Source organism: Streptomyces sp. CB02923, from assembly GCF_001905005.1.
In the GTDB taxonomy this organism is placed as follows: domain Bacteria; phylum Actinomycetota; class Actinomycetes; order Streptomycetales; family Streptomycetaceae; genus Streptomyces.
In genome coordinates this window covers 376512-403268 of the sequence record NZ_LWKZ01000012.1, presented here as the reverse complement: position 1 = coordinate 403268, position 26757 = coordinate 376512, and the positions used below count along the sequence as shown (strand labels likewise).

Genomic DNA, 26757 nt, shown 5'->3' with positions numbered 1-26757 from the left:
CGTCCTGGTGGCGGTCAAAGGGGCTGGAGTCGGCTGCGTGGCGAGTCGCCGGGGCTCAGGCCCCGGTGCCGCCTCCGCCCGGAACGCCGGCCGCGGTGGTCATCACGTCGTCGATGAGGCCGTACGCCTTGGCCTCCTGCGGGTCGAACCAGCGGTCCCGGTCCGAGTCACGGGTGATCTGCTCGACGGTCTGACCCGTGTGCTGGGCGGTGAGCTCCGCCATGCGCTTCTTGGTGTGCAACAGCCGCTCGGCGTGGATCTTGATGTCCGACGCGGAGCCCGCCAGGCCCGCGGAGGGCTGGTGGATGAGGATCTCGGCGTTGGGCAGCGCGAAGCGCTTGCCCGGGGTGCCGGCGCTCAGCAGGAACTGGCCCATCGAAGCGGCGAGGCCCATGGCGATGGTGACCACGTCGTTCTTGATGTACTGCATGGTGTCGTAGATCGCCATGCCGGCCGAGATCGAGCCACCCGGGCTGTTGATGTAAAGGAAGATGTCCTTGTCCGGGTCAGCGGCGAGGAGCAGCAGCTGCGCGGTGATCTTGTTGGCGATGTCGTCGTCGACCGGCTGGCCGAGGAAGATGATCCGCTCGCCGAGCAGCCGGTTGTAGACCTGGTCGCCGAGGCCACCGAAGGTCGGCTCAGCGGCGGCGGAAGGCATCGGGATCGTCACGTGTCCACCTGCTCGTTGTCGGACGGCCCAGGGCCGTCTCAGCGTCGTCTTCTGGGGCGTGGGGAGGGCGCGGCGTGCTCCGCCGGCGCCGTTTCGGCTACTCCCCTGCCCTCGTATCTACGGACCCTAACGCGCTGGTCGGCGGGCGCCATCCCGCATTGTCAACTGTTCGCTGTGAGCGCAGGCTCACCGGCGTTCACGGGCCCTGACGACGTACGGGCCCGAACACGCGGGCGTGGCGTGTTCGGGCCCGTACGTACTACTGGCGCTACGGGGCGGCCGGGGCCGCCCGTGCCACCGGGGCGGCCGGGGCTCAGCCCTCGGTCTTCTCGGCCTTCTCGGCGTCGGTGCCCTCGGCCTCGGAGGCCTCGACGGTCTCGGCCGTCTCGTCCTCGTCGTCCAGGTCGACGACCTCGCCGTTGGTGTCCTTGACCGTGGCGGCCTCGACGACGACCGCGAGGGCCTTGCCGCGGGCGACCTCACCGACGAGCATCGGCACCTGGCCGCCCTCGACGACGGCCTGGGCGAACTGGTCGGGGGACATGCCGGAGGACTGCGCGCGGCGCATGAGGTGCTCGGTGAGCTCCTCCTGGCTGACGTTCAGCTTCTCCTTGTTGACCAGCTCGTCCAGGATGAACTGGGTCTTGATGCCCTTCTCGGCCTGCTCCTTGGTCTCGGCGTCGAACTCCTCCTCGGTCTTGCCCTGGATCTCCAGGTACTTCGCGAGGTCGAGGCCCATCTGGCCGAGCTGGTGGTTGACCAGGTTGTGCTTGCGGGTCTCGATCTCGTCCGCGAGCAGCTTCTCCGGCATCGGGACCTCGACCAGCGTGAGCAGCTCGTCGAGGACCTTCTCCTGGGCCTGGGTGGCCTGGTCGTACTTCTTCATCTGGGCGAGGCGCTTGGCGCTGTCGGCGCGCAGCTCCTCCAGCGTGTCGAACTCGCTCGCCAGCTGGGCGAAGTCGTCGTCCAGCGCGGGCAGCTCACGGGCGGCCACGGCGGTGACGTCGACCTTGACCTCGGCCTCCTTGCCGGCGGCCGAGCCGCCCTTCAGCTCGGAGGTGAAGGTGCCGGACTCGCCGGCCTTCAGGCCCTTGACGGCCTCGTCGATGCCGTCCAGCAGCTCGCCCGAGCCGATGGTGTAGCTGACGCCCTGGGCGACGCCGTCCTCCAGCACCTCGCCGTCGACCTTGGCCTCCAGGTCGACGGTGAGCACGTCGCCGTCCTCGGCGGCGCGCTCGACCGGGGAGGTCGAGGCGAAGCGCTCGCGCAGCTGCTCGACGGACTTGTCGATGTCCTCGTCCGACACCTCGACGGCGTCGACCTCGACCTCGATGCCGGAGTAGTCCGGGATCTCCAGGGTCGGGCGGATGTCCACCTCGGCGGTGAAGGCCAGCAGCTCGCCGTCCTTCAGCTCGGTGATGTCGACCTCGGGCTGGCCGAGGACGTTCAGCTCACCCTCGTTGACCGCCTCGGTGTAGAACTTCGGGAGCGCGTCGTTGACGGCCTCCTCGAGCACGGCGCCGCGACCGAACCGCTGGTCGATGACTCGGGCCGGGATCTTGCCCTGGCGGAAGCCCTTCACCGTGACCTGCTGGTTGATCTTCTTGTACGCCGCGTCGAGGCTGGGCTTGAGCTCCTCGAAGGGCACCTCGACAGTGAGCCGAACCCGGGTCGGGTTCAGGGTCTCCACGGCGCTCTTCACGGTTCGGTCTCCTTGGGGCTGACTTCTGGGGTTCTGCTTGAGATCTGCCGGCGCCTGGAGCCCAGGCGCCCTGCGGACCGCGCCCGGGAGAAAGACACACGGGCACGCAGCTTGCATAGTAACCGCAAGCGGGTTGGCACCCGCAATGTGATCTTGATGGGCCCTTTACGGACCGCCGGTACGGAGGCTCCAGGAGGGCCGGTACAGAGCCGCGGAAAGGGGCTGTGCGGCCGGGGACGGCGCCGCCCGGAACGCACGGGCGCGCGGCCGGAACGCCGGGCGGGAACGCCGTACGGCTGAACGTGGAAAAACCTGCTGGTCGGGGTGGCCGGATTCGAACCGACGACCTTCCGCTCCCAAAGCGGACGCGCTACCAAGCTGCGCCACACCCCGTCGGTGCGACACGTAGGGTACATGGCCGCGGACGGGACGGCTGCCGAATATCCCCGGGTGAGGCCCACGGACACGGGGCGCACCGGGTCGGAACGGGGGCGCGAGGGGCGCGAACGGCCGGGTGCGACGGGCGGGACCGGGGCGGAGTGTGCGGCGGACCCGGGGGACCCGCTACGATGCACTGCGTGCCGCGGTCACCCGACCGGCGGCGCATGCGGGCGTAGCTCAATGGTAGAGCCCCAGTCTTCCAAACTGGCTACGCGGGTTCGATTCCCGTCGCCCGCTCCAGCAGCCCCGGGCCCGGCCGTGAGGATCTTCCTCAGGACCGGGCCCGCGGCCGTTCACGGCTCCGCACGGCCGCCACATCCGCCCCTGTCCGCCCGGCGGCCGTTTTTTGTCATCTCCCGACCAGGCCCGGCCGTCCCCGGGGACGCCTCACTAAGGTGACGGCATGGAGATCTGGCTCAATCCCGCATGTTCCAAGTGCCGTTCCGCCGTCCAGCTGCTGGACGAGGAGGGGGCGCAGTACACGGTCCGCAGGTATCTCGAACAGCCGCCGAGCGCGGCGGAGTTGCGGGAGGTGCTGGACCGGCTGCGGCTGGAGCCGTGGGACATCACGCGCACGCAGGAGGCCGAGGCGAAGGAGCTGGGGATCGGCGACTGGGACCGTACGGACGCCGTGCGCGATCGGTGGATCGAGGCGCTGGCCGCGCAGCCGCGGCTGATCCAGCGGCCGATCATCACGGCGGACGACGGCACGGCGCTGGTGGGCCGCAGCGAGGAGACCGTACGCGAGGCGCTCACGCGAAGCGGACACGACGACCGCTGACCGTGCCGGTCGGGCCCGTGCGCCGTGGGCGGCGGGGCGCGGGCCCGCACTGCGCTAGAAGCTGATGTTGTTGATCGTCTCGGCCACCGAGTTCAGGAACCGGTTGATGGACGGCGCGATCCCCGTCGAGGCGAGGAAGAAGCCGAAGAGGATGGCCACGAGCGCCGGTCCCGCCTTGAGCGACTTGCCGCGTATCAAGACGATCATGATGATGCCCAACAACAGCACGACGGACAGCGAAAGAGCCACAACTGATCACACCCTCGGTCGGAACGCCTGGCCGGCCCCGGAAGCATGCAGCCGCGCACACCCCCGCTCGGCACCATCGTGCCACCAAGTCCTTGCCCAGTGGAGGCGGGTGGCGAATCATCGGCCAAGGCTTTGCCTGCGGCCGGGACGGACGCGCCACCGGACGCGGCCGGACGCCGGTCCGCCGCACGGGAATTGACGCCGCGTCCCGCATTCCGCGCCGCGGCCGAAACCGTGCGCGGCGCCTGGCCGGATGACGCCGCACGGACCGGCCTCCTTTTGTGCACACGTGAATGCGTGTGACGCGGGCACGGTCCACGGGCGCCCGCCGCTGCGACATACCGGCAGCGAAGCGGACATCACCCCCGGGACCGCGACGGGGCATATGCCCTCGCATAAGCGGATGACGCACCCCCGGGACAGATATTCACCGGCCCTCCGGAAAATGCGCGAAAACACGGCCGGACCGCCCGGCGGCCATTGCCCGCAAGGGAATTCCCCAGTACGCCACGCCCGTAATGCGCATTCGGCGGAGAAGGTTTTACGCATTCCCCCGGCCGCCACTAGGGTGCGTCAGATGTTTTCCGCTGCGCCGACCCCGCGACGTGTGCTTCCCCCGGCCTCCGGGTCCCCCGGCCCGGACGCGGCGGCCCCCGCCGCGAGCGCCCGGGACCGGGGCCGCCGGAGCGCCGGACCGTCCGTGGCGGAGGCCGGCCGGCCGGCTGCCGGGGGCGGCCGGGACGCCTTCTTCGACAATGCGAAGTACCTGGCGATCGTGCTGGTCGCCATGGGGCATTCATGGGAGCCGCTGACCGGACAGAGCCGCACCGCCGGGGCGCTCTACATGACGGTGTACGCCTTCCACATGCCGGCGTTCATCATCATCTCCGGCTATTTCTCGCGCGGTTTCGACCTGCGTGCGGACCGGCTGCAACGGCTGATCACCGGTGTCGTGGTGCCGTACCTCGTGTTCGAGACCGCCTATACGCTCTTCGCCCGCTGGGCGGGCGACGACCCGGACATGCCGTTCAGCCTCCTGGACCCCTGGTATCTGACCTGGTTCCTGGCCGCGCTGTTCGTGTGGCGGCTCACGACTCCCCTGTGGCGGATCGTCCGTTGGCCGGTTCCCCTGGCGCTGGCCGTCGCCGCGCTGGCGTCGGTGTCGCCGGAGGTCGGCGACGACCTCGACATGCAACGGCTGCTCCAGTTCCTGCCGTTCTTCGTGCTGGGGCTGAACCTGCGGCCCGCGCACTTCGCCATGGTGCGGCGGCGCGCCGTGCGGATCGCGGCGGTGCCGGTCTTCGCGGGCGCCGTGGCGCTGGCCTACTGGGCGGTGCCGCGGATGACGTCGGCGTGGTTCTACCACCGTGAGAGCGCTCAGGAGTTGGGGGCGCCCTGGTGGGCGGGGGTGGTGATGACGCTCGCGGTGTTCGGCTGCTCGCTGGTGCTCGTCGGCTGCTTCCTCGCCTGGGTCCCGGCCCGCCGTACGTGGTTCACGGTGCTGGGCGCCGGCACGCTGTACGGCTATCTGCTGCACGGCTTCGTCACCAAGGGCACGCGCTTTGCGGGCTGGTTCGACGACTACGCGTGGCTGCACTCACCGCTCGGCGAGGTCGCGGTGAGCCTGACGGCGGCGGCCGTGGTGACCGCGCTGTGCACCCCGCCGGTCCGCAGGGCGCTGCGGTTCGTGGTGGAGCCCAGGATGGCGTGGGCGTTCAGGAAGGAGCCGGCGGACCGGGGCTGAGGCCCGTAGACCCGCCCCGGCCGCCCCCAGGCCCACCCCCTCGGACCCCGCTTCTCAAGCCCCCGCTCCCCCAGGCCCACCCCCTCGGACCCCGCTTCTCAAGCCCCCGCTCCCCCAGGCCGCCCCCTCGGGCCCCGCTCTCCCCCCCGGCTCCCGCTCCCAGCCCCCGCTCCCGGCGCCGCTGCCGCCCCCTCAGGCCGCGTCCGGCTGGTGGGCACGGCCGGTCAGCGCCGCCATCCGGGCGGCGACCTGCGCGGGCGAGGGGCTCTCCAGGCTGTCGGTGAGCGCGCCGTCGGTGAGGAAGAGGACCCGGTCGGCCCAGGCGGCCGCGACCGGGTCGTGGGTGACCATCACGACCGTGGTGCCGAGCCCGTCGACCGCGTGCCGCAGCAGGGCGAGGACCTCGGCGGCGGTACCGGCGTCCAGGGCGCCGGTCGGCTCGTCGGCGAAGACCACGTCCGGCCCGGTGACCAGCGCGCGGGCTATCGCGACGCGCTGCTGCTGTCCGCCGGAGAGCTGGCCGGGCCGCCGTCCCGCGTGGCCGCCGAGGCCCACCTGGCCGAGCGCCTCGGCCGTGCGCCGCCGGTCGGCGCGCTGTCCCGCGAGCCGCATCGGCAGGGCGACGTTCTGCTCGACGGTCAGGGACGGCAGCAGGTTGAACGCCTGGAAGACGAAGCCGAGGCGCTCGCGGCGCAGCGCGGTGAGCCGGCTCTCCCGCATGCGGGTGATGTCCGTACCGCCGACGCGGACCGTTCCGCCGGTCGGCCGGTCGAGGCCGGCCGCGCACTGCAGGAAGGTGGACTTCCCGGAGCCGGAGGGCCCCATCACGGCGGTGAAGGTGCCGCGCGGCAGGGTGAGGTCGATGCCGCGCAGGGCGTGTACGGCGCCCGCTCCGCGCCCGTACTGCCGCCGGACGCCGCGCAGCTCCACCGCCCAGGCGCCGCCCTCCCGGCTCCGCCCGTCCCCTTGCTCGCCGCGCCGACTCATCGCGCCGTCCCCCCGTCTCGTACGTCCGGTCGTCCCCTTGAGGGTACGGAGCGGGGGTGAACCTGGGCCATGACGGCTGCCGGTGGGCCGAGGGTGGGGAAAACCCCCGTCAGGGCTCTCGACGGGAGGCCCGGGAAGGTCCCGGAGGCGGGTCGGTGAAGGAGCGGGCCGGAGTCGGCGCGGCGTGCGGCGCGCACGGGGGTGCCGCACCCGAAAAGTCGTTTGGTAAACTAATTACTAACGCTTTCTTGACTCCCCCTTGACCGAACACCGTCCGGCCGAACCTCTGGAGGAGCCATCGGACACGCAGAAACCCTCCTCGCGATGGGCGGGGCCTTCCTGGCCGCAGCCGTCCTCGCCCGCCTGGGCAGCCGCATCGGGCTGCCCACGATCCCCCTGTTCATCCTGGCCGGGATACTGCTCGGCCCGCACACCCCCGGCGTCTCACTGGTCGACGACCCGCACGAGCTGGAGATGCTCTCCCTGCTGGGTCTGGTGCTGCTGCTCTTCTACCTCGGCCTCGAATTCCACATGGACGACCTCAAAGAGGGCGGGCGCAAGATGGCCCTCGCCGGGGCCGCCTATCTGGCGCTGAACGTCGGCGCCGGGCTCGGCTTCGGCTTCGCGCTCGGCTGGGGCACCTCCGAGGCGCTCGTCCTGGCCGGTGTGCTCGGCATCTCCTCGTCGGCGATCGTCACCAAAGTCCTGATGGACACCGGCCGCCTCGGCAATCCCGAGACCAAGCCGATCCTCGGCATCATCGTGGTCGAGGACATCTTCCTCGCGCTGTACCTGGCCGCCCTCCAGCCGGTGATCTCCGGCGCCGACTCGCTGGCCTCGGCGGCGCTCGACGCCGGCAAGGCGTTCGGCTTCCTGCTGCTGCTCGCGGTGGTCGCCCGCTGGGGTACGCCGGTGATCGGCAAGCTGATCTCCACCAAGGACAACGAGCTGCTGACCATCTCCTTCCTCGGTGCCGCCGTCTTCGTGGCGGGCGTCTCGGAGTGGTTCGGCGTCGCGGACGCGATCGGCGCGTTCATGGTCGGTCTGATGCTGGGCAGCACCGGTTCCGGCAAAAAGATCATGGAGCTGGTGCATCCGCTGCGGGACGCCTTCGGCGCGATCTTCTTCTTCGCCTTCGGCCTGTCCATCGACCCCGGCGACCTGCCGTCGGTGGTCTGGCCGGTGCTGATCGCGGTGGCGCTGACGCTGCTGATGAACGTGGTCGCGGGGCTGGTCGCCGCCCGGATCTACGGCTTCGGCCCGCACCCGGCCGCGAACATCGCCACCGCGCTCCTCGCGCGCGGCGAGTTCGCGCTGATCCTGGCGACGATGGCGGCGGGCGCCGGGCTCGACGAGCGGCTGGCGCCGTTCATCGCCGGGTACGTGCTGATCCTGGCCGTGCTGGGGCCGCTGGCGGCCGGCCGGTCCGCGTGGCTGGCGCGGGTCCTGCCGGGCGGCGGACACCCCGGGACGGACGCGCCGGCCGGCGGCGGGCGGCCGGAGCCCGCGGCCGCCGGACAGAGCTGACGTCCGCTACGGCCGGGCGGTCACGGCGGGCCCGGCGATCACGGCGGGCCCGGCGATCATGACGGGCCGGGCGGTCACGGCAGTAACGGCGGTCACGGCATCGCCCAGGGCTCGCGCGGCAGCGGGCTGCCGGTCTCCAGGAGCGTCTTGAGGTTGGCGAGCACCGCCGCCCAGCCCTGGGCCGCCGCGTCCCGCTCGGCCTCGTCCGCCAGGCCCTCGTGCGTCAGGGTCAGCCGGACGATCTCCTCGTACGGCTCGATGCCGAACGTCACCGTGGAGACACCGGGCCCCTCCTGGGCCGCTCCCTTGCCGGGCTCCGCCCACGTGGTCACCAGCCGCGTGGGCGGAGCGCTCTCCACGACCCGGCCCTCGACGTCGGCGACGCCCGACCCGTCGGTGCGGCGGTGCTCCCAGCGGGAGCCGGGCTGCCAGTCGGAGACGTTGCTGTGTCCCCAGAAGGCGGCGGTCAGCTCGGGGTCGGTGAGGGCGTGCCAGACCTGTTCCGGGGCGCTCGCGAGGTAGGTGACGTAGCGGAAGGTGAGTGTGGCTGGCATGCGTCCTCCGTGTGCCGGTCCGGGCGTCCGGCCCCACCGTACGGTTCAGTCGCGGCAGATCAGCAGCAGCGCGCGGTCGTCGTTGACGTCCTTGGCCACCGCTTCGATCAGATGCCAGGCCGCACCGGCGAAACCGCCGGCCACATAGCGGTCGGCCTCGCCGGTCAGCCGGTCGATGCCCTCCGCGATGTCCCGGTCGGCGGCCTCGACCAGGCCGTCCGTGAACAGCATCAGCACGTCACCGGGGCGCAGCGTCCCTTTGACCGGGTCGAACTGCGCCCCGTCGTACACCCCGAGCAGCGGCCCCTCCGCCGCCTTCTCCTCCCAGCGGCCGGTGCCGGCGATGAGCTGGAGGGCGGGCAGGTGCCCGGCGGACAGCAGCTCGTAGTCGCCGGACTCCAGGTCCAGGACGAGGTGGATGGACGTGGCGAAGCCCTCGTCCCAGTCCTGGCGCAGCAGGTAGCCGTTGGCGGCGGGCAGGAAGCCGTGCGGCGGCAGCGAGCCGAGCAGGCCGCCGAAGGCGCCGGACAGCAGCAGGGCGCGGGAGGCCGCGTCCATGCCCTTGCCGGACACGTCGGTCAGCACCACTTCGAGGATGTTGCCGCCCTGGGTGCGGGAGGCCACCACGAAGTCGCCGGAGAAGGACTGCCCGCCGGCCGGCCGCAGCGCCATCTCGCGGTGCCAGCCGCCCGGCAGTTTGGGCAGCTTGCTCTGGACGCGGATGCGTTCGCGCAGGTCGAAGAGCATCGTGCCGCCGCGCCGCCACGGCACGCCGACCCGGCTGCGGAACTGCGCGATCATCAGTCCGGACAGCCCGACCGCCGCGACCACCAGGACCGTGCCCGGGGTGATCCGGTCGCGTCCCTGGTCGTACGGGCCGAGCAGCGACGCCTCGACGATCAGCGCGGCGGCGGACGTGCCGTACAGGGCGAGCAGGTTGGCCGGGCGCAGCAGCAGGCCGCCGGCGATGACCGGCAGGACCAGCGCGGTGGGCGCGATCCAGTCGGGCCGCCAGATGGTGCCGCAGGCGATGGCGGGGATGGCGATCAGGAGGGCGACCAGGGCGATCCAGTCGGAGCCGTCGCCGCGGAAGTAGTCGACCCCGGCCTTGCGCACGCTGATGCGGACCCGGTGCAACGTCTTGCGCCACCGGGCCGTCAGGGACTCCGCTCCCGAGCTGCTCGCCATTGTTCTGGGACCTTATCCACCCGTTCGGCGGCGCGTCGATTCGCGGCACGCCGCCTGGCTCAATCGCCGGGAAACCCCGTTCGAAAAACGGTCGCGCGGGCGGAAGGGGTCCTGCTACCCATGGCATATGACGACCGAGTTGCGGCAGCTGCGTCCGGACGAGTGGGCCGACTGGTACGACAAGCTGGAACGCGCGTTCGGCGGGACGCCGGAGGCTCCCGAGGAACGCGCCCTGTGGCGTGACCTCGGCGAGCCGGAGCGCTGTCTGGCCGTCCGGGACGGCGGCGACGTCGTGGGCACGGCGGGGGCGTTCTCCTTCCGGCTGTCGGTGCCCGGCGGCGCCGTCGTACCGGCGGCCGGCGTGACGCTGGTCAGCGTGCAGCCCACGCACCGGCGGCGCGGCATCCTGCGCGAGATGATGCGGCACCAGCTCGCGGACCTGCGGGCGCGGCGCGAGCCGCTGGCCGTACTGACCGCCTCCGAACCGGCCATCTACGGGCGCTTCGGGTACGGCACGGCGTCCGAGGCGGTGAGCATGACGCTCGACACGCTGCGCCAGTCGGTCGCCGTGCCGGACGGCGCCGACGACGTGCGGCTGCGGCTGGTCGCCCCGGAGGCCGGGCTGGCGGACTGCGAGAAGGTGTACGCCCAACTGGTCGCCGGCCGCCCCGGGATGCTCGCGCGCCGGCCCGGCTGGGAGCGGCTGCCGCTGCTCGACCCGGAGGCCGACCGGGACGGGGCCGGGCCGCTGCTGTGCGTGCTGGCCGAGGTGGACGGGGAGGTGCGCGGGTACGCGCGCTACGCGGTCAAGGCCTCCTGGGACGAGGGCGGCCCGGACGGCACGGTGGTCCTGCGGGACGTCGAGGCGCTGGATCCCGTCGTCTACGCGGCGCTGTGGCGCTACCTGTTCGGCATCGACCTGACGTCGCGGCTGACGGTGCGCAACCGGCCGGCCGACGATCCGCTGCTGCACCTGGTGGACGACATGCGGCGCTGCCGGATCGTGGTGCGCGAGTCGCTGTTCGTCCGGCTGGTGGAGACCGGCGAGGCCCTCGCGGCGCGGACGTACGCGGCGCCGCTGGACGTGGTCCTCGACGTGGCGGACCCGTTCTGCCCCTGGAACGAGGGCCGGTGGCGGCTGACCGGCGACGAGAAGGGCGCCTCCTGCGAGCGGACCACGGACGCGGCCGACCTGGCCCTGTCCGTGCGGGAGCTGGGGGCCGCCTACCTGGGCGGCTTCACCCTGGGGGCGCTGGCCACGGCGGGCCGGGTCCGTGAACTGCGGCCGGGTGCCCTGCGGGAGGCGTCGGCGGCGTTCGGCGCGTACCGCAAGCCGTGGCTGCCGCACGGGTTCTAGGCACGCGTCACACGGCACGCATCACACGGCACGCGTCACGCGGGCTGGCAGGTGGGGCACCAGAAGAGGTTGCGGTTGGCCAGAGCCGCGGTGCGGATCTCGGAGCGGCAGATGTGGCACTCCTGGCGGGCGCGGCGGTAGACGTAGACCTCGCCGCCGTGGTCGTCGACGCGCGGCGGGCGGCCCATGGCTTCGGGGAGGTGTTCGGCGCGGACCGTGTCGATGCGGTTGTGCCGGACGCCTTCGCGCATGAGGGCGACCAGATCCGCCCAGATCGCGTCCCATTCGGACCGGCGCAGATCACGGCCGGCGCGGTACGGGTCGATGCCGTGCCGGAAGAGGACCTCGGCGCGGTAGACGTTGCCGACGCCCGCGATCACCTTCTGGTCCATCAGCAGCGCGGCGACGGACGTACGGCTGCGGGAGATCCGGGCCCAGGCCCGCTCGCCGTCGTCCCCTTCGCGCAGCGGGTCGGGGCCGAGCCGGTCGTGTATCGCCTGCTTCTCGGCATCGGTGAGCAGCGCGCAGGCGGTGGGCCCGCGCAGGTCCGCGTAGGCCGTGCCGTTGGCCAGCCGCAGCCGTACGGTGTCGGTGGGCGGCGGCGCCGGGGCGTCACCGAAGTTCAGCTTGCCGAAGAGGCCGAGGTGGATGTGGACCCACCCGGCGGGCCCGAAGCCGAGGAAGAGGTGCTTGCCGTGCGCCTCGGCGGTCTCCATGACCTGGCCGTCGACGAGGGCGGCACTGTCGGAGAACTTGCCCTGGGGGCTGCTCGCCCGGACCGGCGCGCCTTCGAAGAGCGCACGGTGGTCCAGCGCGAGGCGGTGGATCGTGTGCCCCTCGGGCATGGTGCGCAGCCTCCTGGCAGGCGGAAAAGGGGACCGTACGGCTCCGCCCGCGCCGGCGGGGGCGCGGGCGGGACGGCGGGCGGGCTCAGCCCTGCGGGTGGTGGGCCGGGATGTCCGGGAGTTCGCCGGTGGTCTCGTAGCGGGCGAGCATCTCGATGCGGCGGGTGTGCCGCTCCTCGTTCGAGTACGGCGTGGCCAGGAACGCCGCGATGAAGCTGGTCGCCTCGTCCTGGGTGTGCATCCGGCCGCCGACCGAGATCACGTTGGCGTTGTTGTGCTCACGCCCCAGCTTGGCGGTCTCCTCGCTCCAGGCCAGCACGGCCCGTACGCCCTTGACCTTGTTGGCGGCGATCTGCTCGCCGTTGCCCGAGCCGCCGATGACGACGCCCAGGCTCTCCGGGTCGGCCGCGGTCCGCTCGGCGGCGCGCAGGCAGAACGGCGGATAGTCGTCCACGGCATCGTAGATGTGCGGGCCGCAGTCGACGGGCTCGTGGCCGTGGGCCTTGAGCCACTCGACGAGGTGGTTCTTCAGTTCGAAACCGGCATGGTCGGAGCCGAGATACACGCGCATGTGCTGAGTGTTGCACGGACGTGTGGCCCGCCGGGCCGGGGGTAGGTGCCGCCGGGTCCCCCGCCGCCATACATGCGGTATACACGCGGCGACACGCGGAATTGAGATCCACGCAACGATCCGGATTCAGATCTTCCAAAACGACCGTTAACGCAGTTCTAATGCGGGGACTCGACGCCGAGAACCACAGAAGGACGGTGCACATGGGCGCGCATCCGCCGACCATGAACGCGGGCAAGGCCGCCGGTGGCCCCGACGGCAGCCCCGGCGGAGGCCAGTCTCCCGACGGTCTTCAAGCAGGACTCAAGAACCGCCATCTGTCGATGATCGCCATCGGCGGTGTGATCGGCGCGGGCCTCTTCGTGGGCTCCGGCGCGGGCATCGCGGCCGCCGGCCCCGGCATTCTGCTCTCGTACGCGCTGACCGGCCTGCTGGTCGTCCTGGTGATGCGGATGCTGGGCGAGATGGCCGCCGCCTCCCCCACCTCCGGCTCGTTCTCCGCGTACGCGGACCGGGCGCTGGGCCGCTGGGCGGGCTTCACCATCGGCTGGCTGTACTGGTTCTTCTGGTCGGTCGTGCTGGCCGTCGAGGCGACCGCCGCCGCCTCGATCCTCACCGGCTGGGTCCCCGCCGTCCCGCAGTGGGCGTGGGCGCTGCTGGTGATGATCGTGCTGACCGGCACCAACCTGATCTCCGTCGGCTCGTTCGGCGAGTTCGAGTTCTGGTTCGCCGGGATCAAGGTCGTGGCGATCGTGGTCTTCATCGTGATCGGCGCGCTGGCGATCTTCGGACTGCCGCCCGGCGACCACGCGGTGGGCCTGTCGAACCTGACCGGCCACGGCGGATTCCTGCCGAACGGGCCCGGCGCGATCCTCTCCGGCATGCTGCTGGTGGTCTTCTCCTTCATGGGCAGCGAGATCGTCACCCTGGCGGCCAGCGAGTCGCCGAACCCGGTGCAGGCCGTCCGCAAGGCCGTCAACAGCGTCATCTGGCGGATCGCGCTCTTCTACATCGGCTCGATCGCGGTGATCGTGACGCTGCTGCCGTGGGACGACCCGGCGCTCGACAAGAGCCCGTACGTGGCCGTGCTGAAGTCGCTGGACATCCCCGCGGCCGGCACCGTGATGGACATCGTGGTGCTCACCGCCGTGCTGTCCTGCCTGAACTCCGGCCTCTACACCGCCTCCCGGATGGCGTTCTCGCTCGGTGAGCGCGGCGACGCGCCCAAGTCCTTCGCCCGGGTGAACAAGGGCGGCGTCCCGGCGACCGCCATCTGGGCCTCGGTGGCCTTCGGCTTCGTCGCGACGATCTTCAGCTACACCTCGAAGGACACCGTCTTCGAGTTCCTGCTGAACTCCTCCGGCGCGGTGGCGCTCTTCGTCTGGCTGGTCATCTGCTTCTCCCAGCTGCGGATGCGCAAGGTCATCGAGCGGGACATGCCGGAGCGGCTGACCGTACGGATGTGGCTGTACCCCTACCTGACGTACGCGACGATCGCGCTGATCCTCTTCGTCGTCGGCTACATGTTCTACAACCCCGACGGGCGCAAGCAGATGGTGCTGTCGGTGGTCGCGGCCGTCGTCGTACTGATCGTCGGCCTGGTGCTGGACCGCAGGCGCCGTGCCGCGGGCGGACCGGCGGGCGGCGCCGGTGCCGTGGACGGGGGCGGCCCGGAGGATCAGGGGGACGTGCGGAAGGACTCCTTGACCCGGTCGTAGGCGCGCAGGGCGGCGGCCTCGGCCGAATCCAGGTACCAGAGGCTGAGCTGGTAGGTCCGGTTCCCGGCACGGAAGCCGAGCTGCCGCCCGTGCGCCGGTTTGCCGTCGCGGGTGTAGGCGAACTCCCAGACGACGGCGGGGTGCCCCTGGAAGGTGGTGCGCTCCAGCCGGATCCTGCGGTAGCCCGGAACGTCGTGCTGCTGCGCCTCGTACTGCTGCCAGATCGTCAGCAGATCGCCGCCGGAGGACGGGTCCTGCCGCGCCGAGACGAGGGTGGAGCCGTCCTTCGTGCTGTACGTGACGTCGCTGGTGGACTCCTCGGTGCGGTTCCAGCCGGTGGGCGGCACCCAGCTGTAGCCGTTCTCGGTACGGCGGGAGCCGGCCGTGGCCGCCGGATCGCTGCTGCCGCTTCCCGTACCGGCGCTCGTGCTCGCGGCGGGCGGGCGGCCGGTGCCCGTCCCGGCGCCGGCCGTACCGCGGGGGTCCGCGCCCTGCGTCGTGACGAGGATCACCACGACCGCGGCGGCCGACGCGAGGACGCCGGTGGCGGCGAGCAGGGCGTGCCGCTTGCGGCGGGAGCGGGCGGGGGGTTGGGGGTCCGGTTCCGGGGCCGGTGACGGTTCCGGTGAGGCCGGGTCCGGTGACGGTTCCCGGGGTCGTACGGGCTCCGATACCGGCTCCGGTACGGGCTCCGGCTTCCTTCGCTCCCCGGCCGCCTCCCCCGCCTCCCCTGTCTCCTCCGACTCCCCCGACTCCTCTGGCTCCCCTACCCCTTCCGGTTCCCCCGCCTCCTCCACCGGTTCCCCCGGCTCCACCGTTTCCCCCGAAGGCCGCCCCGTGGCAAAGGTGGGCGTGTCCACGACCTCGGTGCGGTCCGGCGCCGGGTCGGCCACCGTCGGCGTACGGACGTCCACGACCTCCGCCGAACTCATCGGCTCCGTCGGATTCGCCGCCGCGGCCCGCCGCACCAGCGGCTCCAGCCGCGCCTCGACCTCTTCGAGCGTGGGGCGCGCCGCGGGCGCCTTGTTCAGCAGGGCGGTCAGCACCTCCCGCAGCGGGCCGGCGGCGGGCGGGATGGCGGGTTCCTCGTGCAGGACCGCGTGCAGGGTGGCGAGGGTCGTGGCGCGGGTGAACGGTGACTGGCCCGCGACCGCGGCGCACAGGGTGGCGCCCAGCGACCACAGGTCCGAGGGCGGGCCCTGCTCCTGGCCCGCCACCCGCTCGGGCGCCATGTAGTCCGGCGAGCCGATGAGCATCCCGGCCATGGTCAGCGCGGTGGCGTCCTGCATCGCCGCGATGCCGAAGTCGGTGAGCACCACCGCGCCGCGGCGGTCGATCAGGACGTTGCCGGGCTTGATGTCCCGGTGGAGTACGCCCACCGCGTGCACCTCGCGCAGGGCGCGGGCCAGTCCGGTGCCGACCCGGGCCGCCGCGTCGGGGGCCAGCGGGCCGTCCTGGGCGAGGATCTGTTCCAGGGAGCGGGCCTGGACCAGTTGCATGACGATCCACAGCCGGTCGCCCTCCTCGGCCACGTCGTGGACGCGCACCACGTTCGGATGGTCGATCCGGGCGGTGGCGCGGGCCTCGCGCAGACTGCGTTCGCGCTGCACCACGCTTTCTTCACCGGCGTGTTCGTCGATGCGTATTTCCTTGACCGCGACGCACCGGTCGAGAATTTCGTCCTGGGCCCGCCAGACCCTTCCCATTCCGCCGCGCCCGATCAATTCCAGCAGGCGGTAACGGCCGGCCGCCAGACGCCCGGGCCCCACCTCGCTCGCATTCCCCACCATGCCCAGCCCCCACAGCACCCGCGGAATCTTGTGGTACCCATCAAATACCTCAGCCGAGGATGTGGAAAAGGGGGGTTCAAGAATGTACACGACCCGACAGGGAAAACGGGCGTTCGTGGTGGCCGCGGTCGCGGCCGCGGTGGCGCTGCCGGTCGGTTCCTCGGCCCTGGCGGCCGACCCCGTACCGGGCAGCAGCGCGGGCGGCAAGGCCGGTCCGAGCGCACCGGCCGGCTACCGGATCACCACGGAGCTGCCGGAACGGATATCCGTCAGCAACAGCACCGGGAAGACCGGGCTGACCGCCGAGGTCACCAACAAGGGGGACACCGCCACCGGTGCCGTACGGCTGACGGTCGCCGGTTTCCAGGGCCTGACGGTCGAGAACGTGGCCGGGTGTTCGAAGGTGCCCGAGGCGCGGCTGCCGGAGGGCGCGAACAGCGCGTACTCCTGCGCCATCGACACCCTGGCGAGCGGCAAAAGCCGTACGTTCGACGTCACCGCGCATTTCGATCTGAAAAAGCAGGGGCAGATCTGCCTGCCGGTGACACTGGGAAACACGGAAACGCTGTTGTGGCAGCAGGGTCCGGTCAATTTCGGCACCCGCAATCCGGTGTCCGACGCGCCCGACACCCCACTGATGCTCAACACCGTGAACGTGCCGGCCGGTTCGTCGACCGGCTCGCCCGCACCGTCGGAGTCCGGGTCCGCGGCGCCCGGGGAGCGGCTGCCCGCGACCGGCACGCCGTCGGTCCTGCCGCTGGCGGGCGCCGCCGCGGGCCTGCTGCTCCTCGGCGGTGCCGGGGTGTGGGTGACCACCCGCAGGTCGACCCGCAGGTGAGCGCGGCCCGTACGGTCCTCACGAGGCGCCCGGACCGTACGGGCACGGAACGCGGCCGGGCCCCGTACCGCCACGCGAGGTGGTGGTACGGGGCCCGGTCCGGGTCCGTACGGAGGGACGGCGCGCGGTGTCAGCCGCGGCGGCCGAGCAGCTTCCACGCGGTGGGCAGCGCGCCCATCGCCAGCGCGGCCTTGAGGGCGTCGCCGATCAGGAAGGGAACGAGGCCGGCGCCGACCGCCGCGCCGAACGACATGCCGGTGCTCAGCGCGAGGACGGGCACGCCGACCGCGTAGATCAGGGCCGTGCCCACCGCCATCGTGCCCACCGTGCGCAGCGCGCCGCGGTCACCGCCGCGGCGGGCCAGCGCGCCCACCGCGGTCGCGGCGAGCAGCATTCCGAGGACGTAGCCGAAGGTCGCGCCGCCCGCGCCGGAGGCGCCGTTCGCGAACCAGGGCAGGCCCGCCATGCCGAGCAGCGCGTACAGCGCGAGCGACACGAAGCCGCGGCCCGCGCCGAGCGAGGCGCCGACGAGCAGGGCGGCGAAGGTCTGGCCGGTGACCGGGACCGGGGAGCCGGGGACCGGGACGGCGATCTGCGCGGCGATGCCGGTGAGCGCGGCGCCGCCGACGACCAGCGCGGCGTCGCGGACGCGGGCGCGGGTGGCGCCCGCTGCGGGCAGCAGATCGGCGAGGACGGCGCCGGGCCTGGTGGTTGCGTCGGCAGTGCTCATCGGAACTCCGCGGGGTGTGAGGTGGAGCGGGGACAGGGGGACGCGTTGACGTTAGTCCAGCGCCCCAGAGCCGATCATCGTGTGGCGGCGACAAAGGCGCAATGGTCTCCTTGGAGAGTTCCGTACAACGCCGGGGCCTTTGGGCCGTCCCGCCTTGTCAGGGGTCACCGCAGGTCACGTGATGCTCGTCACGGCCCGCTCCCCGGACGGATGCGCATTTTGTGGTAGCGCGCGGCGGGCGGGGAAACTGAGGGGACAACGCGGGACCCTGTGGGGTTCCCCCAAAGACCCCTTGCGAGAGTACGAGCCGATGCACGACGCACCCACCGCCGCCGGAACGCCGTCGCCGGGCGATGGCGCCGACGGGCGAGAGCCGCTGTCCGCCGGGCTCAAGCAGCGCCATCTGACCATGCTCGGGCTGGGCGGGGTGATCGGCGCGGGCTTGTTCGTGGGCTCCGGCGCCGGTATCTCGGTGGCCGGCCCCGGCATCGTGCTGTCGTATCTGATCGCTGGCGCGCTGGCCATGCTGATCATGCGGATGCTGGGCGAGATGTCCTCGGCGATGCCCGCTTCCGGCGCCTTCTCGGTGCACGCGGAGCGCGCGCTGGGCCGCTGGGCGGGGTTCAGCGTGGGCTGGCTGTACTGGTTCCTGCTGGTGGTGGTGCTGGCGGTGGAGGCCACCGGCGCGGCGCAGATCGCCAACGGGTGGCTGCCCGCCGTCCCGCAGTGGGCCTGGGTGCTGATCTTCATGCTGGTGTTCACGGCCGCCAACCTCACCGCGGTCAAGAGCTTCGGCGAGTTCGAGTTCTGGTTCGCGACCCTGAAGGTCGCCGCGATCGTGCTGTTCCTGGTGCTCAGTCTGCTGGCGATCTTCGGCGTGCTGCCGGACACCGACGCGGTCGGGCTGGCCAACCTCACCGGGCAGGGCGGTTTCCTGCCCAACGGCTGGCAGGGCGTGGTCTCCGGGGTCCTCGCCGTCGCCTTCGCCTTCGGCGGCCTGGAGGTCGTCACCATCGCCGCGGCCGAGTCCGACGATCCGGCGCGCAACGTGGCGCGGGCGGTGCGCAGCGCGGTGTGGCGCATCCTCTTCTTCTATGTGGGCTCGATGCTGGTCATCGTGACCCTGCTGCCCTGGTCGTCGATGCAGCCGGGCAAGAGCCCGTACGTCGCGGTGCTGGACAGCATCGGCGTGCCGGGCGCGGGCCAGATCATGAACGTGGTGGTCTTCGTGGCGCTGCTGTCGGCGCTCAACGCCAACCTCTACGGGTCGTCGCGGATGGTCTTCTCGCTGGCCGAGCGCGGCGAGGCGCCGCGCTCGCTGCTGAAGGTGACGGCGGGCGGGGTGCCGCGCCGGGCCGTGCTGTCCTCGGTGGCGTTCGGCTTCGTGTCGGTGCTGCTGAATCTGCTGTGGCCGGACACGGTGTTCCTGTACATGCTCAACGCGGTCGGCGCGGTGCTGCTGTTCGTCTGGGGCCTGATCGCGGTCTCGCAGCTGCGGCTGCGGCGGCAGATCGAGCGGACGGCGCCGGAGAAGCTGACGCTGCGGATGTGGGGCTTCCCGTATCTGACGTGGACGGCGCTGGCGGCCATGGCGGCGGTGCTGGTGCTGATGCTCACCGACGACGGGGCCCGGCCGCAGCTGCTGTGGTCGGCCGCGGCGACCGGTGCGGTGCTGGTGATCGCGGGTCTGCGGGAGCTGCGGATGCGGCGCTCCCGCGGCTGACGGCGCCCGCGGGCCGCGGCCCGCCGCGCGAGGGGAGCGGAGTGCCGGGCCGGAATCGGCCGTCCCCCTTCCGTTCCGGAAACACCATGGGTCACGTCTCACAACGGTGTGAATACGGCTGGTCACGATCACGTCTGAATATCGAACAACTGCTGCACGACTGTTGCCCTCAGCGGACACGGACACTCAAACTGAGCGCGCTTTCCGTCGATCGTCTCGCTCCGCTCTCACGTAATGGGACAGGTACGACCATGAATCGGACACCTTCGTCCGCCTCGCCCGAGCGCGAGCGGACCGGCCAGGTCCCGGGCGCCGGGCCGGGCGCGGACGGCACCGGCGCGGCGGGCCCGGAGGCCGGCACCCCGCTGTCCAACGGACTCAAGCAGCGCCATCTGTCGATGATCGCGCTCGGCGGTGTGATCGGCGCCGGGCTCTTCGTCGGCTCCAAGGAGGGCATCGCGGCGGCCGGCCCGTCGATCGTGCTCGCCTACGCCGTCTCCGGCTGCCTGGTCATGCTGGTGATGCGGATGCTCGGCGAGATGGCGGCGGCCAGTCCCGCCTCCGGCTCGTTCTCCGTGCACGCCGGGCGCTCGATCGGCCCGTGGGCGGGCCTGACCACCGGCTGGATGTTCACCGCCCAGCTGTGTGTCGCGGTGGCCGCCGAGGCGATCGGCGCCGCCGGGATCATGACCGGCTGGTTCCCGGACACCCAGCCCTGGATGTGGGTCCTGATCTTCATGGCGGTCTTCTGCGGCGCCAACCTCGCGGCCGTCAGCAACTTCGGCGAGTTCGAATTCTGGTTCGCGGCCCTGAAGATCACCGCGATCGGCATCTTCCTCGTGCTGGGCCTGCTCGCCATCTTCGGCGTGCTGCCCGGCACCTCCGCCCCCGGTACCGCGCACCTGACCGGCGACGGCGGCTTCCTCCCCAACGGCTCCGACGGCCTGGTGATCGGCCTGCTGGCCTCCGTCTTCGCCTACGGCGGCCTGGAGACCGTGACGATCGCCGCCGCCGAGTCCAAGGACCCGGTGCGCGGCGTGGCCCGCGCGGTGCGCACCGCGATGTGGCGCATCGCCCTGTTCTACGTCGGTTCCATGGCGGTGATCGTCACCGTCATCCCCTGGGACAACGCCGACATCGCCAAGAACGGCCCGTACGTCGCGGTCCTGGACTACCTGGACATCCCCGCAGCCGGCCAGATCATGAACGTCGTCATCCTGATCGCGCTGCTGTCCGCGATGAACGCCAACATCTACGGCTCCTCCCGGATGGCGCACTCCCTCTCCGCCCGCGGCCAGGGTCCGCGCTTCCTGCGCACGGTCAGCGGCGGCGTGCCGCGCCGCGCGGTGGTCCTCTGTTCGGCCTTCGGGTTCCTCGCGGTGCTGTTCAGCTACTGGTGGCCGGAGACCGTCTTCCAGTGGCTGCTCAACATGGTGGGCGCGGCGATCCTGGTCGTGTGGGGCTTCATCGCCGTCGCCCAGCTGCGGATGCGCCGCCGGCTGGAGCGCGAGGCGCCCGACAGGCTGGTCGTGCGGATGTGGCTCTTCCCGGTCCTGACGTGGGTGGCGCTGGCCGGGGTGGTGGCGGTGCTGCTGCTGATGCTGCGGGACGAGAACCAGCGCGTCCAGCTGTACTTCACCGGCGGATTCGCGGTGGTGCTCGTCGTGATCGGTCTCGTCAAGCAGCGAATGGCGCGTCAAAAGGGCGCGGAGTAAGCACAAGTAAGGCTTACCTCACCAAAATCAGAAGGCTGGTAAGGCTTACCTCACCAGAATGTACCGCTCTTTTCCGGAGGCGGTGCCGGACCTCGGACCGGGGTCGGGCACCGCCTCCTTCTTTTGGCCCAGACCCCGCCCCTCGGCGGGTTCGTGATCACTCATGCTGGTAGCGTGCAGTTGCAAGTCGATTGCAATTAAAGGTCGTAAGCAGCTGGAGGGCTCGGCATGGCCACCTACAATCTTCCGGAACTTCCGTACGACTACGCGGCGCTCGAACCCGTCATCAGCCCCGAGATCATCGAGCTGCATCACGACAAGCACCACGCCGCATACGTCAAGGGCGCCAACGACACCCTGGAGCAGCTCGCCGAGGCGCGCGACAAGGACCAGTGGGGCTCGATCAACGGCCTGGAGAAGAACCTCGCGTTCCACCTCTCCGGCCACATCCTGCACAGCATCTACTGGCACAACATGACCGGTGACGGCGGCGGCGAGCCGCTGGAGAAGGACGGCGTGGGCGAGCTGGCGGACGCCATCGCGGAGAACTTCGGCTCGTACGCCAAGTTCAAGGCCCAGCTGACCAAGGCCGCGGCCACCACCCAGGGTTCCGGCTGGGGCGTCCTGGCCTACGAGCCGATCACCGGCCGCCTGATCGTCGAGCAGATCTACGACCACCAGGGCAACGTCGGCCAGGGCTCCGTCCCGATCCTGGTCTTCGACGCCTGGGAGCACGCCTTCTACCTCCAGTACAAGAACCAGAAGGTGGACTTCATCGAGGCGATGTGGCGCGTCGTCAACTGGCAGGACGTGGCCAAGCGCTACACGGCCGCCAAGGAGCGCGCCAACGTGCTGCTGATCGCTCCCTGAGCCCGGCGCCCCGGTGAGCGTCCTGCCTCGTGATCGTCTTCTCAACCTTCACCCGGCAGGCGGATGAAGGAAGAACCCCCGTGAGGACATGACTCACGGGGGTTCTTCTGTACGGGTACGGGTACGGACGCGCCCGTACCCGCCGTCACCGCGGCTCAGTCGAAGACCGGCCCCTGCGTCCGCGTCCGCTTGATCTCGTAGAAACCCGGGATGGACGCGACCATCAGGGTGCCGTCCCACAGCTGGGCGGCCTGCTCACCCTTGGGGGCCGGGGTGACGACCGGGCCGAAGAAGGCGATCTGCGCGCCGTCGGAGCCGGGGACGGCGATGACCGGGGTGCCGACCTCCTGGCCCACCAAGTCGATGCCCGCCTTGTGGGAGGCGCGCAGCTCCTTGTCGTACGCGTCGGTGTCCGCCGCCTCGATCAGCGTGGCGGGCAGCCCGGCCTCCTCCAGGGCGGCCGCGATCGTCTCCTTGGTGCGGGGCAGTCCCTGCTGGTGGAAGCGGGTGCCGAGCGCGGTGTAGAGACGGGCGAGGGCCGCCGGGCCGTGCTGCTGCTCGGCGGCGACGCACACGCGCACCGGGGCCCACACCGCGCCGCCAGGACGGTTCTTCTCGCGGTACTCCTCCGGCAGCTCGTCAAGCTTGTCCTCGTTCAGCACGCCGAGGCTCATCACGTGCCAGCGCACGTCCACCGGGCGCACCTTCTCCACCTCCAGCATCCAGCGGGAGGTCAGCCAGGCCCACGGGCAGGACGGGTCGAACCAGAAGTCGGCCGGGGTCCTGGCGGTGTCAGCAGCGGTCTCGGACACGGTTGCTCCTCGGGCGTACGGGTCGGCGGCCGATCGGAGGATCGGTCACCGGCTTCAACCGGGACCCGGCGTGCCATGATTCCCAGTGTTCGATATACGAGACGAGGACGAGGGAGTCACGTCGTGCCCGGTGAGAATCTGACCCGAGACGAGGCCCGGGAGCGGGCCGGACTGCTGAGCGTCGACGGGTACGACGTGGCGCTGGACCTGCGGTCCGCCGTAGGGGAGGGCGAGGCAGCGCGGACCTTCCGCTCGCGCACCACCGTGCGCTTCCGGTGCGCCGAGCCCGGTGCCGCGAGCTTCGCGGACCTGGTGGCGCCGTCGGTCGCCGCCGTCACGCTCAACGGCCGGGAGCTGGACCCGGCGGAGGTCTTCGACGGCACCCGGGTCGCCCTGGCGGACCTGGCGGCGGAGAACACCCTGGTGGTCGACGCGCAGTGCGCGTACAGCCGGACCGGCGAGGGCCTGCACCGCTTCGTCGACCCGGAGGACGGCGAGGTCTACCTCTACACGCAGTACGAGCCGGCCGACGCCCGGCGGGTATTCGCCAACTTCGAGCAGCCCGACCTGAAGGCACCGTTCCGCTTCGAGGTGACCGCGCCCGCGGGGTGGGTGGTGCTCAGCAACGGCGCCCAGGAGGGCGAGCCGGAAGCGGGCACGTACCGGTTCGCCGAGACGCAGCCGATCTCGACGTACATCACGGCCGTCGTCGCCGGGCCGTACCACTACGTCTCCGACACCTACCGGCGCACCCTCGCCGACGGCACGGAGCTGGAGATCCCGCTCGGCGCGCTGTGCCGCAAGGGGCTGTCGCGGCACTTCGACCCCGCGGACATCTTCACCGTCACCAAGCAGGGCCTGGACTTCTTCCACGAGCACTTCGACTACCCGTACCCCTTCGGCAAGTACGACCAGGCGTTCGTGCCCGAGTACAACATCGGCGCGATGGAGAACCCGGGCTGTGTGACCTTCCGCGAGGAGTTCGTCTTCCGCGGCAAGGTGACCGAGGCGTCCTACGAGCGCCGCGCCAACGTGATCCTGCACGAGATGGCGCACATGTGGTTCGGCGACCTGGTCACCATGCAGTGGTGGGACGACCTGTGGCTCAAGGAGTCGTTCGCCGACTTCATGGGCGCGCTGTCCCTGGTGGAGGCGACCCGCTTCACCAACGGCTGGATCACCTTCGCCAACGGCCGCAAGGCGTGGGCGTACCGCGCCGACCAGCTGCCGTCCACCCACCCGGTCACGGCCGACATCCGCGACCTGGAGGACGCCAAGCTCAACTTCGACGGCATCACGTACGCCAAGGGCGCGGCCGTCCTCAAGCAGCTCGTGGCCTACGTGGGGCGGGACGCGTTCCTGGAGGGCGCGCGCCGCTACTTCAAGCGCCACGCGTACGGGAACACGCGCCTGACCGACCTGCTGTCCGTCCTGGAGGAGACCTCCGGACGCGACCTCGCCACCTGGTCGCGCGCCTGGCTGGAAACGGCGGGCGTCAACTCCCTCACGCCGCAGGCCACGTACGACGCCGAAGAGCGCATCACCGAGCTGAGCATCCTCCAGGAAGCCACTGACGAGCGCCCCGAACTGCGGCCGCACCGCGTGGCCGTGGGCCTGTATCGGCGGGAGAACGCGGACGGCGAACTGGTCCGCTACGCCCGCGCCGAGCTGGACGTCTCCGGCCCGCGTACGGTCGTCACCGAGCTGACCGGCGCCGACCGCCCGGAGCTGATCCTGGTCAACGACGACGACCTCACGTACTGCAAGGTCCGCTTCGACGAGCGGTCGCTGGCCACGCTGCGCGGCCACCTCGGCGAGATCACCGAGCCGCTGTCGCGCGCGCTGTGCTGGTCCGCGGTGTGGGGCCTGACCCGCGACGGGCTGATGCCCGCCCGCGACTACCTCGGCCTCGTGCTGCGCTTCGCGGGCCGCGAGTCGGACATCGGCGTGCTCCAGTCGCTGCACGCCCAGGCCGCCTACGCGCTCACCCACTACACGGAGCCCGGCCACCGCGACCTGGCCGCGCGGGAGCTGGCGCAGGGCGCGCTGCACGAACTGCGGCTGGCCGAGCCCGGCAGCGGGCACCAGCTGTCCTGGGCGCGGTTCTTCGCCTCGGTGGCCGGCACCGCCGCCGATCTCCAGCTCCTCCAGGGGCTGCTGGACGGTACGGCGAAGATCGACGGCCTGGAGGTGGACCAGGAGCTGCGCTGGACGTTCCTGGAGCCGCTGGCCGCGCACGGCGCCGCCGACCGGGCCGCGATCGACACCGAACTGCGGCGCGACGACACCGCCTCCGGCCGCCGCCACCACGTACGCTGCCTGGCCGCCCGGCCCTCGTCCGAGGTCAAGGCGCGGGCCTGGGCGGACGTGGTGGAGTCCGACGAATTGTCCAACGCGCTGGTCGAGGCGACGATCTCCGGCTTCGTGCAGGCGTCGCAGCGCGAGCTGTCGGCCCCGTACGCGCCGCAGTACTTCGCGGCCGTCGAGCGGGTGTGGCGGGAGCGGTCGATCGAGATCGGCATGGCCGTGGTGCGGGGGCTGTTCCCCCACCACCAGGACCGCCAGGAGACGCTGGACGCGGCGGACGCATGGCTGGCCGGTCACGAGGAGGCGCCGCCCGCACTGCGGCGGCTCGTGTCGGAGGCGCGCGACGACCTGGCGCGCGCGCTGCGGGCGCAGGCCTGCGACACCCAGGCGGCGCGGTAGCCGTGGGCGCCTGTGTGCGGGTCCCGGCCGTGTGTCCGGGTGCGCGCACAGGCGCCAACTCCGGCCGGACCAGGCATTTTCGGCAGTCGAACGTCCGTACTTTAGGACGGCGTTGTCTGGGTTTGTCGACGGGCGTGTAACAGGCGTTAGGGGGCCGCACGGCAGCGGGAATGGGCCGGGCATGAACCCCACTTCCCCAACCTCCGGCGGGGAGTCGCCCACCCCGCTCTCCCCCCGCCCGCTGTACAGCCGCCCCGGGTCCGGCCCCCGCGTACTGACCAGCCGCCAGCTGCGCGAGCACGGCGTCGGCGCGGCGGAGACCGCCGAGCGGTGCCGCCCCGGCGGCCCCTGGCAGCAGGTGCTGCCCGGCGTGCACCTGCTCCACCCCGGCCCGCCCACCAGCGAGGAACGACTGCACGCGGTACTGCTCTACGCGGCGGGCCGCCCGCCCGCCGTCCCCGCGCAGGGCGGCGCGGCGCCCGCCGAGCAGCCGATGATCACCGGGCTGGCGGCGCTGGCCCTGCACCGCTTCTCCTCCGCTCCCCCGCTGCTCTCCCTGGACCGCGTCGAGGTCCTGGTGCCGCGCATCCGGCGGCTGCGCACCACCGGCTTCGCGCTCGTCGTACGGGCGCAGGTCATGCCGCCCCCGCAGCAGATCACCGGGGTGCCGGTCGCGCCGGTGCCCCGGGCGCTGGCGGACGCCGTCGGCGGGCTCTCGGACGCCTGCACGGTCCGCCGGCTGCTGACCGAGGCGGTACGCGGCGGCCACTGCGAAGCGACCGCGATCGTGCGGGAGTTCAGCCAGGCACGGCTGCTGAACCTGCCGCACGTGGTGGACGCGGTGCACGCGCTGCTGGCCGAAGGCCGCGCGCTGGCCGAGGGGCGGCTGTACGGGCTGGTGCGGGAGCACGGCCTGCCGGACCCGCTGTGGAACGTGGACCTGCGGCTGCCCGGCGGCCCGCACCTGGGCGGGGTGGACGCCTACTGGCCGGAGCAGGCGGTGGCCGTGGAGATCGACGCACGGGTGCCGCGCCAGGAGGACGACGCGCTCTGGGCTCAGTACGCCCGCAAACGCGAGCACCTGGAACAGCTCGGCATCACCGTCGTCCACGTCACCCCGCGCGCGCTGCGGGACGCGCCGGAGCACCAGGCGGCAGTGGTCCGTACGGCCCTGATGGCGGCGGACGACCAGGAGCCGGGGCCGTACGTGGTGGTGCTGCCGCGCTGACGCCGCCCGGA

At 71.7% G+C, this 26757-nt stretch carries 22 protein-coding genes and 2 tRNA genes; 12 read left to right on the top strand and 12 right to left on the bottom strand.

Annotation, left to right across the window (positions count from 1 at the left end):
• Positions 1-55: 55 nt before the first annotated feature.
• The 3 genes from A6A06_RS13350 to A6A06_RS13340 all read right to left on the bottom strand — a co-directional run bounded on the left by A6A06_RS13350 (position 56) and on the right by A6A06_RS13340 (position 2765).
• Positions 56-658, bottom strand: a complete 603-nt coding sequence (locus tag A6A06_RS13350; RefSeq protein WP_030643979.1) for an ATP-dependent Clp protease proteolytic subunit — start codon at positions 656-658, stop codon at positions 56-58.
• A gap of 325 nt (positions 659-983) precedes the next feature.
• The gene (gene tig, locus A6A06_RS13345; RefSeq protein ID WP_073761419.1) at positions 984-2372 is read right to left on the bottom strand and encodes a trigger factor; all 1389 of its coding nucleotides are present in this window, start codon (positions 2370-2372) and stop codon (positions 984-986) included.
• Positions 2373-2688: 316 nt separating this feature from the next.
• Positions 2689-2765, bottom strand: a tRNA-Pro gene (locus tag A6A06_RS13340).
• A gap of 214 nt (positions 2766-2979) precedes the next feature.
• Between A6A06_RS13340 and A6A06_RS13335 the strand changes: the two genes are divergently transcribed.
• Both A6A06_RS13335 and A6A06_RS13330 read left to right on the top strand, forming a co-directional pair.
• Positions 2980-3053, top strand: a tRNA-Gly gene (locus A6A06_RS13335).
• A 163-nt stretch (positions 3054-3216) separates the two neighbouring features.
• On the top strand, positions 3217-3594 hold the full coding sequence (locus A6A06_RS13330; RefSeq protein ID WP_073761418.1) for an arsenate reductase family protein: 378 nt from the start codon (positions 3217-3219) through the stop codon (positions 3592-3594).
• A gap of 54 nt (positions 3595-3648) precedes the next feature.
• On the opposite strand, the gene A6A06_RS13325 is transcribed toward A6A06_RS13330, so the two are convergent.
• Positions 3649-3843 carry a hypothetical protein gene (locus A6A06_RS13325; RefSeq protein ID WP_030020551.1) on the bottom strand — a complete coding sequence of 65 codons (195 nt, stop codon included), beginning with the start codon at positions 3841-3843 and terminating at the stop codon, positions 3649-3651.
• Positions 3844-4420: 577 nt separating this feature from the next.
• Here A6A06_RS13325 and A6A06_RS13320 point away from each other — a divergent pair.
• Entirely contained in the window at positions 4421-5587 is a 1167-nt protein-coding gene (locus A6A06_RS13320) for an acyltransferase family protein (protein ID WP_079193992.1), read from the top strand.
• 192 nt (positions 5588-5779) lie between these two features.
• Here the strand turns inward: A6A06_RS13320 and A6A06_RS13315 are convergent, their stop codons facing one another.
• Positions 5780-6574: an ABC transporter ATP-binding protein gene (locus A6A06_RS13315; protein ID WP_073761416.1), complete on the bottom strand. Its 795-nt coding sequence runs from the start codon at positions 6572-6574 to the stop codon at positions 5780-5782.
• A gap of 324 nt (positions 6575-6898) precedes the next feature.
• Between A6A06_RS13315 and A6A06_RS13310 the strand changes: the two genes are divergently transcribed.
• A complete protein-coding gene (locus A6A06_RS13310; protein WP_073761415.1) occupies positions 6899-8101 on the top strand; it encodes a cation:proton antiporter in 1203 nt (400 codons plus the stop codon).
• 92 nt (positions 8102-8193) lie between these two features.
• On the opposite strand, the gene A6A06_RS13305 is transcribed toward A6A06_RS13310, so the two are convergent.
• The gene (locus A6A06_RS13305; RefSeq protein WP_073761414.1) at positions 8194-8655 is read right to left on the bottom strand and encodes an SRPBCC family protein; all 462 of its coding nucleotides are present in this window, start codon (positions 8653-8655) and stop codon (positions 8194-8196) included.
• A gap of 45 nt (positions 8656-8700) precedes the next feature.
• Positions 8701-9843, bottom strand: a complete 1143-nt coding sequence (locus A6A06_RS13300) for a PP2C family protein-serine/threonine phosphatase (protein ID WP_073761413.1) — start codon at positions 9841-9843, stop codon at positions 8701-8703.
• Between the two features lie 127 nt (positions 9844-9970).
• Between A6A06_RS13300 and A6A06_RS13295 the strand changes: the two genes are divergently transcribed.
• A complete protein-coding gene (locus tag A6A06_RS13295) occupies positions 9971-11200 on the top strand; it encodes a GNAT family N-acetyltransferase (protein ID WP_073761412.1) in 1230 nt (409 codons plus the stop codon).
• A 35-nt stretch (positions 11201-11235) separates the two neighbouring features.
• On the opposite strand, the gene A6A06_RS13290 is transcribed toward A6A06_RS13295, so the two are convergent.
• A complete protein-coding gene (locus A6A06_RS13290; RefSeq protein ID WP_073761411.1) occupies positions 11236-12045 on the bottom strand; it encodes an Fpg/Nei family DNA glycosylase in 810 nt (269 codons plus the stop codon).
• Positions 12046-12130: 85 nt separating this feature from the next.
• A complete protein-coding gene (locus A6A06_RS13285) occupies positions 12131-12616 on the bottom strand; it encodes a ribose-5-phosphate isomerase (protein WP_073761410.1) in 486 nt (161 codons plus the stop codon).
• 203 nt (positions 12617-12819) lie between these two features.
• On the opposite strand from A6A06_RS13285, the gene A6A06_RS13280 reads away from it, so the two are divergent.
• Positions 12820-14334 (top strand): amino acid permease, encoded by a 1515-nt coding sequence (locus A6A06_RS13280; RefSeq protein ID WP_073761409.1) that lies wholly within the window; start codon positions 12820-12822, stop codon positions 14332-14334.
• Here the strand turns inward: A6A06_RS13280 and A6A06_RS43515 are convergent.
• Positions 14295-16142, bottom strand: a complete 1848-nt coding sequence (locus tag A6A06_RS43515) for a serine/threonine-protein kinase (protein WP_274535879.1) — start codon at positions 16140-16142, stop codon at positions 14295-14297. The two genes, A6A06_RS13280 and A6A06_RS43515, sit on opposite strands and share 40 nt — an antisense overlap.
• Positions 16143-16206: 64 nt before the next feature.
• Between A6A06_RS43515 and A6A06_RS13270 the strand changes: the two genes are divergently transcribed.
• Positions 16207-16962, top strand: coding sequence for a hypothetical protein (locus A6A06_RS13270; RefSeq protein WP_073761408.1), 756 nt, complete (start codon positions 16207-16209; stop codon positions 16960-16962).
• A gap of 130 nt (positions 16963-17092) precedes the next feature.
• Here A6A06_RS13270 and A6A06_RS13265 read toward each other — a convergent pair whose 3' ends face one another.
• Positions 17093-17692 (bottom strand): biotin transporter BioY, encoded by a 600-nt coding sequence (locus A6A06_RS13265; protein ID WP_073761407.1) that lies wholly within the window; start codon positions 17690-17692, stop codon positions 17093-17095.
• 310 nt (positions 17693-18002) lie between these two features.
• On the opposite strand from A6A06_RS13265, the gene A6A06_RS13260 reads away from it, so the two are divergent.
• From A6A06_RS13260 to A6A06_RS13250, 3 genes are all read left to right on the top strand, one after another.
• A complete protein-coding gene (locus A6A06_RS13260; RefSeq protein WP_073761406.1) occupies positions 18003-19415 on the top strand; it encodes an amino acid permease in 1413 nt (470 codons plus the stop codon).
• A gap of 251 nt (positions 19416-19666) precedes the next feature.
• Positions 19667-21130, top strand: coding sequence for an amino acid permease (locus tag A6A06_RS13255; RefSeq protein ID WP_073761405.1), 1464 nt, complete (start codon positions 19667-19669; stop codon positions 21128-21130).
• Positions 21131-21358: 228 nt separating this feature from the next.
• Positions 21359-22000 carry a superoxide dismutase gene (locus A6A06_RS13250; RefSeq protein ID WP_073761404.1) on the top strand — a complete coding sequence of 214 codons (642 nt, stop codon included), beginning with the start codon at positions 21359-21361 and terminating at the stop codon, positions 21998-22000.
• A 155-nt stretch (positions 22001-22155) separates the two neighbouring features.
• Here A6A06_RS13250 and A6A06_RS13245 read toward each other — a convergent pair whose 3' ends face one another.
• Complete coding sequence (locus A6A06_RS13245; protein WP_073761403.1) at positions 22156-22812, bottom strand: mycothiol-dependent nitroreductase Rv2466c family protein; 657 nt, start codon at positions 22810-22812, stop codon at positions 22156-22158.
• Between the two features lie 123 nt (positions 22813-22935).
• On the opposite strand from A6A06_RS13245, the gene pepN reads away from it, so the two are divergent.
• A complete protein-coding gene (gene pepN, locus A6A06_RS13240) occupies positions 22936-25518 on the top strand; it encodes an aminopeptidase N (RefSeq protein WP_073761402.1) in 2583 nt (860 codons plus the stop codon).
• Positions 25519-25699: 181 nt separating this feature from the next.
• Positions 25700-26746, top strand: a complete 1047-nt coding sequence (locus A6A06_RS13235; RefSeq protein ID WP_073761401.1) for a hypothetical protein — start codon at positions 25700-25702, stop codon at positions 26744-26746.
• The last annotated feature ends 11 nt before the right edge of the window (positions 26747-26757 follow it).

Coding starts and splice junctions, on each gene's coding strand:
- A6A06_RS13305 (WP_073761414.1), bottom strand. CDS start 8,655: ATGCCAGCCACACTCACCTTCCGCTACGTCACCTACCTCGCGAGCGCC.
- A6A06_RS13250 (WP_073761404.1), top strand. CDS start 21,359: ATGGCCACCTACAATCTTCCGGAACTTCCGTACGACTACGCGGCGCTC.
- A6A06_RS13320 (WP_079193992.1), top strand. CDS start 4,421: ATGTTTTCCGCTGCGCCGACCCCGCGACGTGTGCTTCCCCCGGCCTCC.
- A6A06_RS13285 (WP_073761410.1), bottom strand. CDS start 12,616: ATGCGCGTGTATCTCGGCTCCGACCATGCCGGTTTCGAACTGAAGAAC.
- A6A06_RS13330 (WP_073761418.1), top strand. CDS start 3,217: ATGGAGATCTGGCTCAATCCCGCATGTTCCAAGTGCCGTTCCGCCGTC.
- A6A06_RS13280 (WP_073761409.1), top strand. CDS start 12,820: ATGGGCGCGCATCCGCCGACCATGAACGCGGGCAAGGCCGCCGGTGGC.
- A6A06_RS13295 (WP_073761412.1), top strand. CDS start 9,971: ATGACGACCGAGTTGCGGCAGCTGCGTCCGGACGAGTGGGCCGACTGG.
- A6A06_RS13350 (WP_030643979.1), bottom strand. CDS start 658: ATGCCTTCCGCCGCCGCTGAGCCGACCTTCGGTGGCCTCGGCGACCAG.
- A6A06_RS13265 (WP_073761407.1), bottom strand. CDS start 17,692: ATGAGCACTGCCGACGCAACCACCAGGCCCGGCGCCGTCCTCGCCGAT.
- A6A06_RS13310 (WP_073761415.1), top strand. CDS start 6,899: ATGGGCGGGGCCTTCCTGGCCGCAGCCGTCCTCGCCCGCCTGGGCAGC.
- A6A06_RS13300 (WP_073761413.1), bottom strand. CDS start 9,843: ATGGCGAGCAGCTCGGGAGCGGAGTCCCTGACGGCCCGGTGGCGCAAG.
- A6A06_RS13235 (WP_073761401.1), top strand. CDS start 25,700: ATGAACCCCACTTCCCCAACCTCCGGCGGGGAGTCGCCCACCCCGCTC.
- A6A06_RS13270 (WP_073761408.1), top strand. CDS start 16,207: ATGTACACGACCCGACAGGGAAAACGGGCGTTCGTGGTGGCCGCGGTC.
- A6A06_RS13290 (WP_073761411.1), bottom strand. CDS start 12,045: ATGCCCGAGGGGCACACGATCCACCGCCTCGCGCTGGACCACCGTGCG.
- A6A06_RS13255 (WP_073761405.1), top strand. CDS start 19,667: ATGAATCGGACACCTTCGTCCGCCTCGCCCGAGCGCGAGCGGACCGGC.
- A6A06_RS13260 (WP_073761406.1), top strand. CDS start 18,003: ATGCACGACGCACCCACCGCCGCCGGAACGCCGTCGCCGGGCGATGGC.
- A6A06_RS13315 (WP_073761416.1), bottom strand. CDS start 6,574: ATGAGTCGGCGCGGCGAGCAAGGGGACGGGCGGAGCCGGGAGGGCGGC.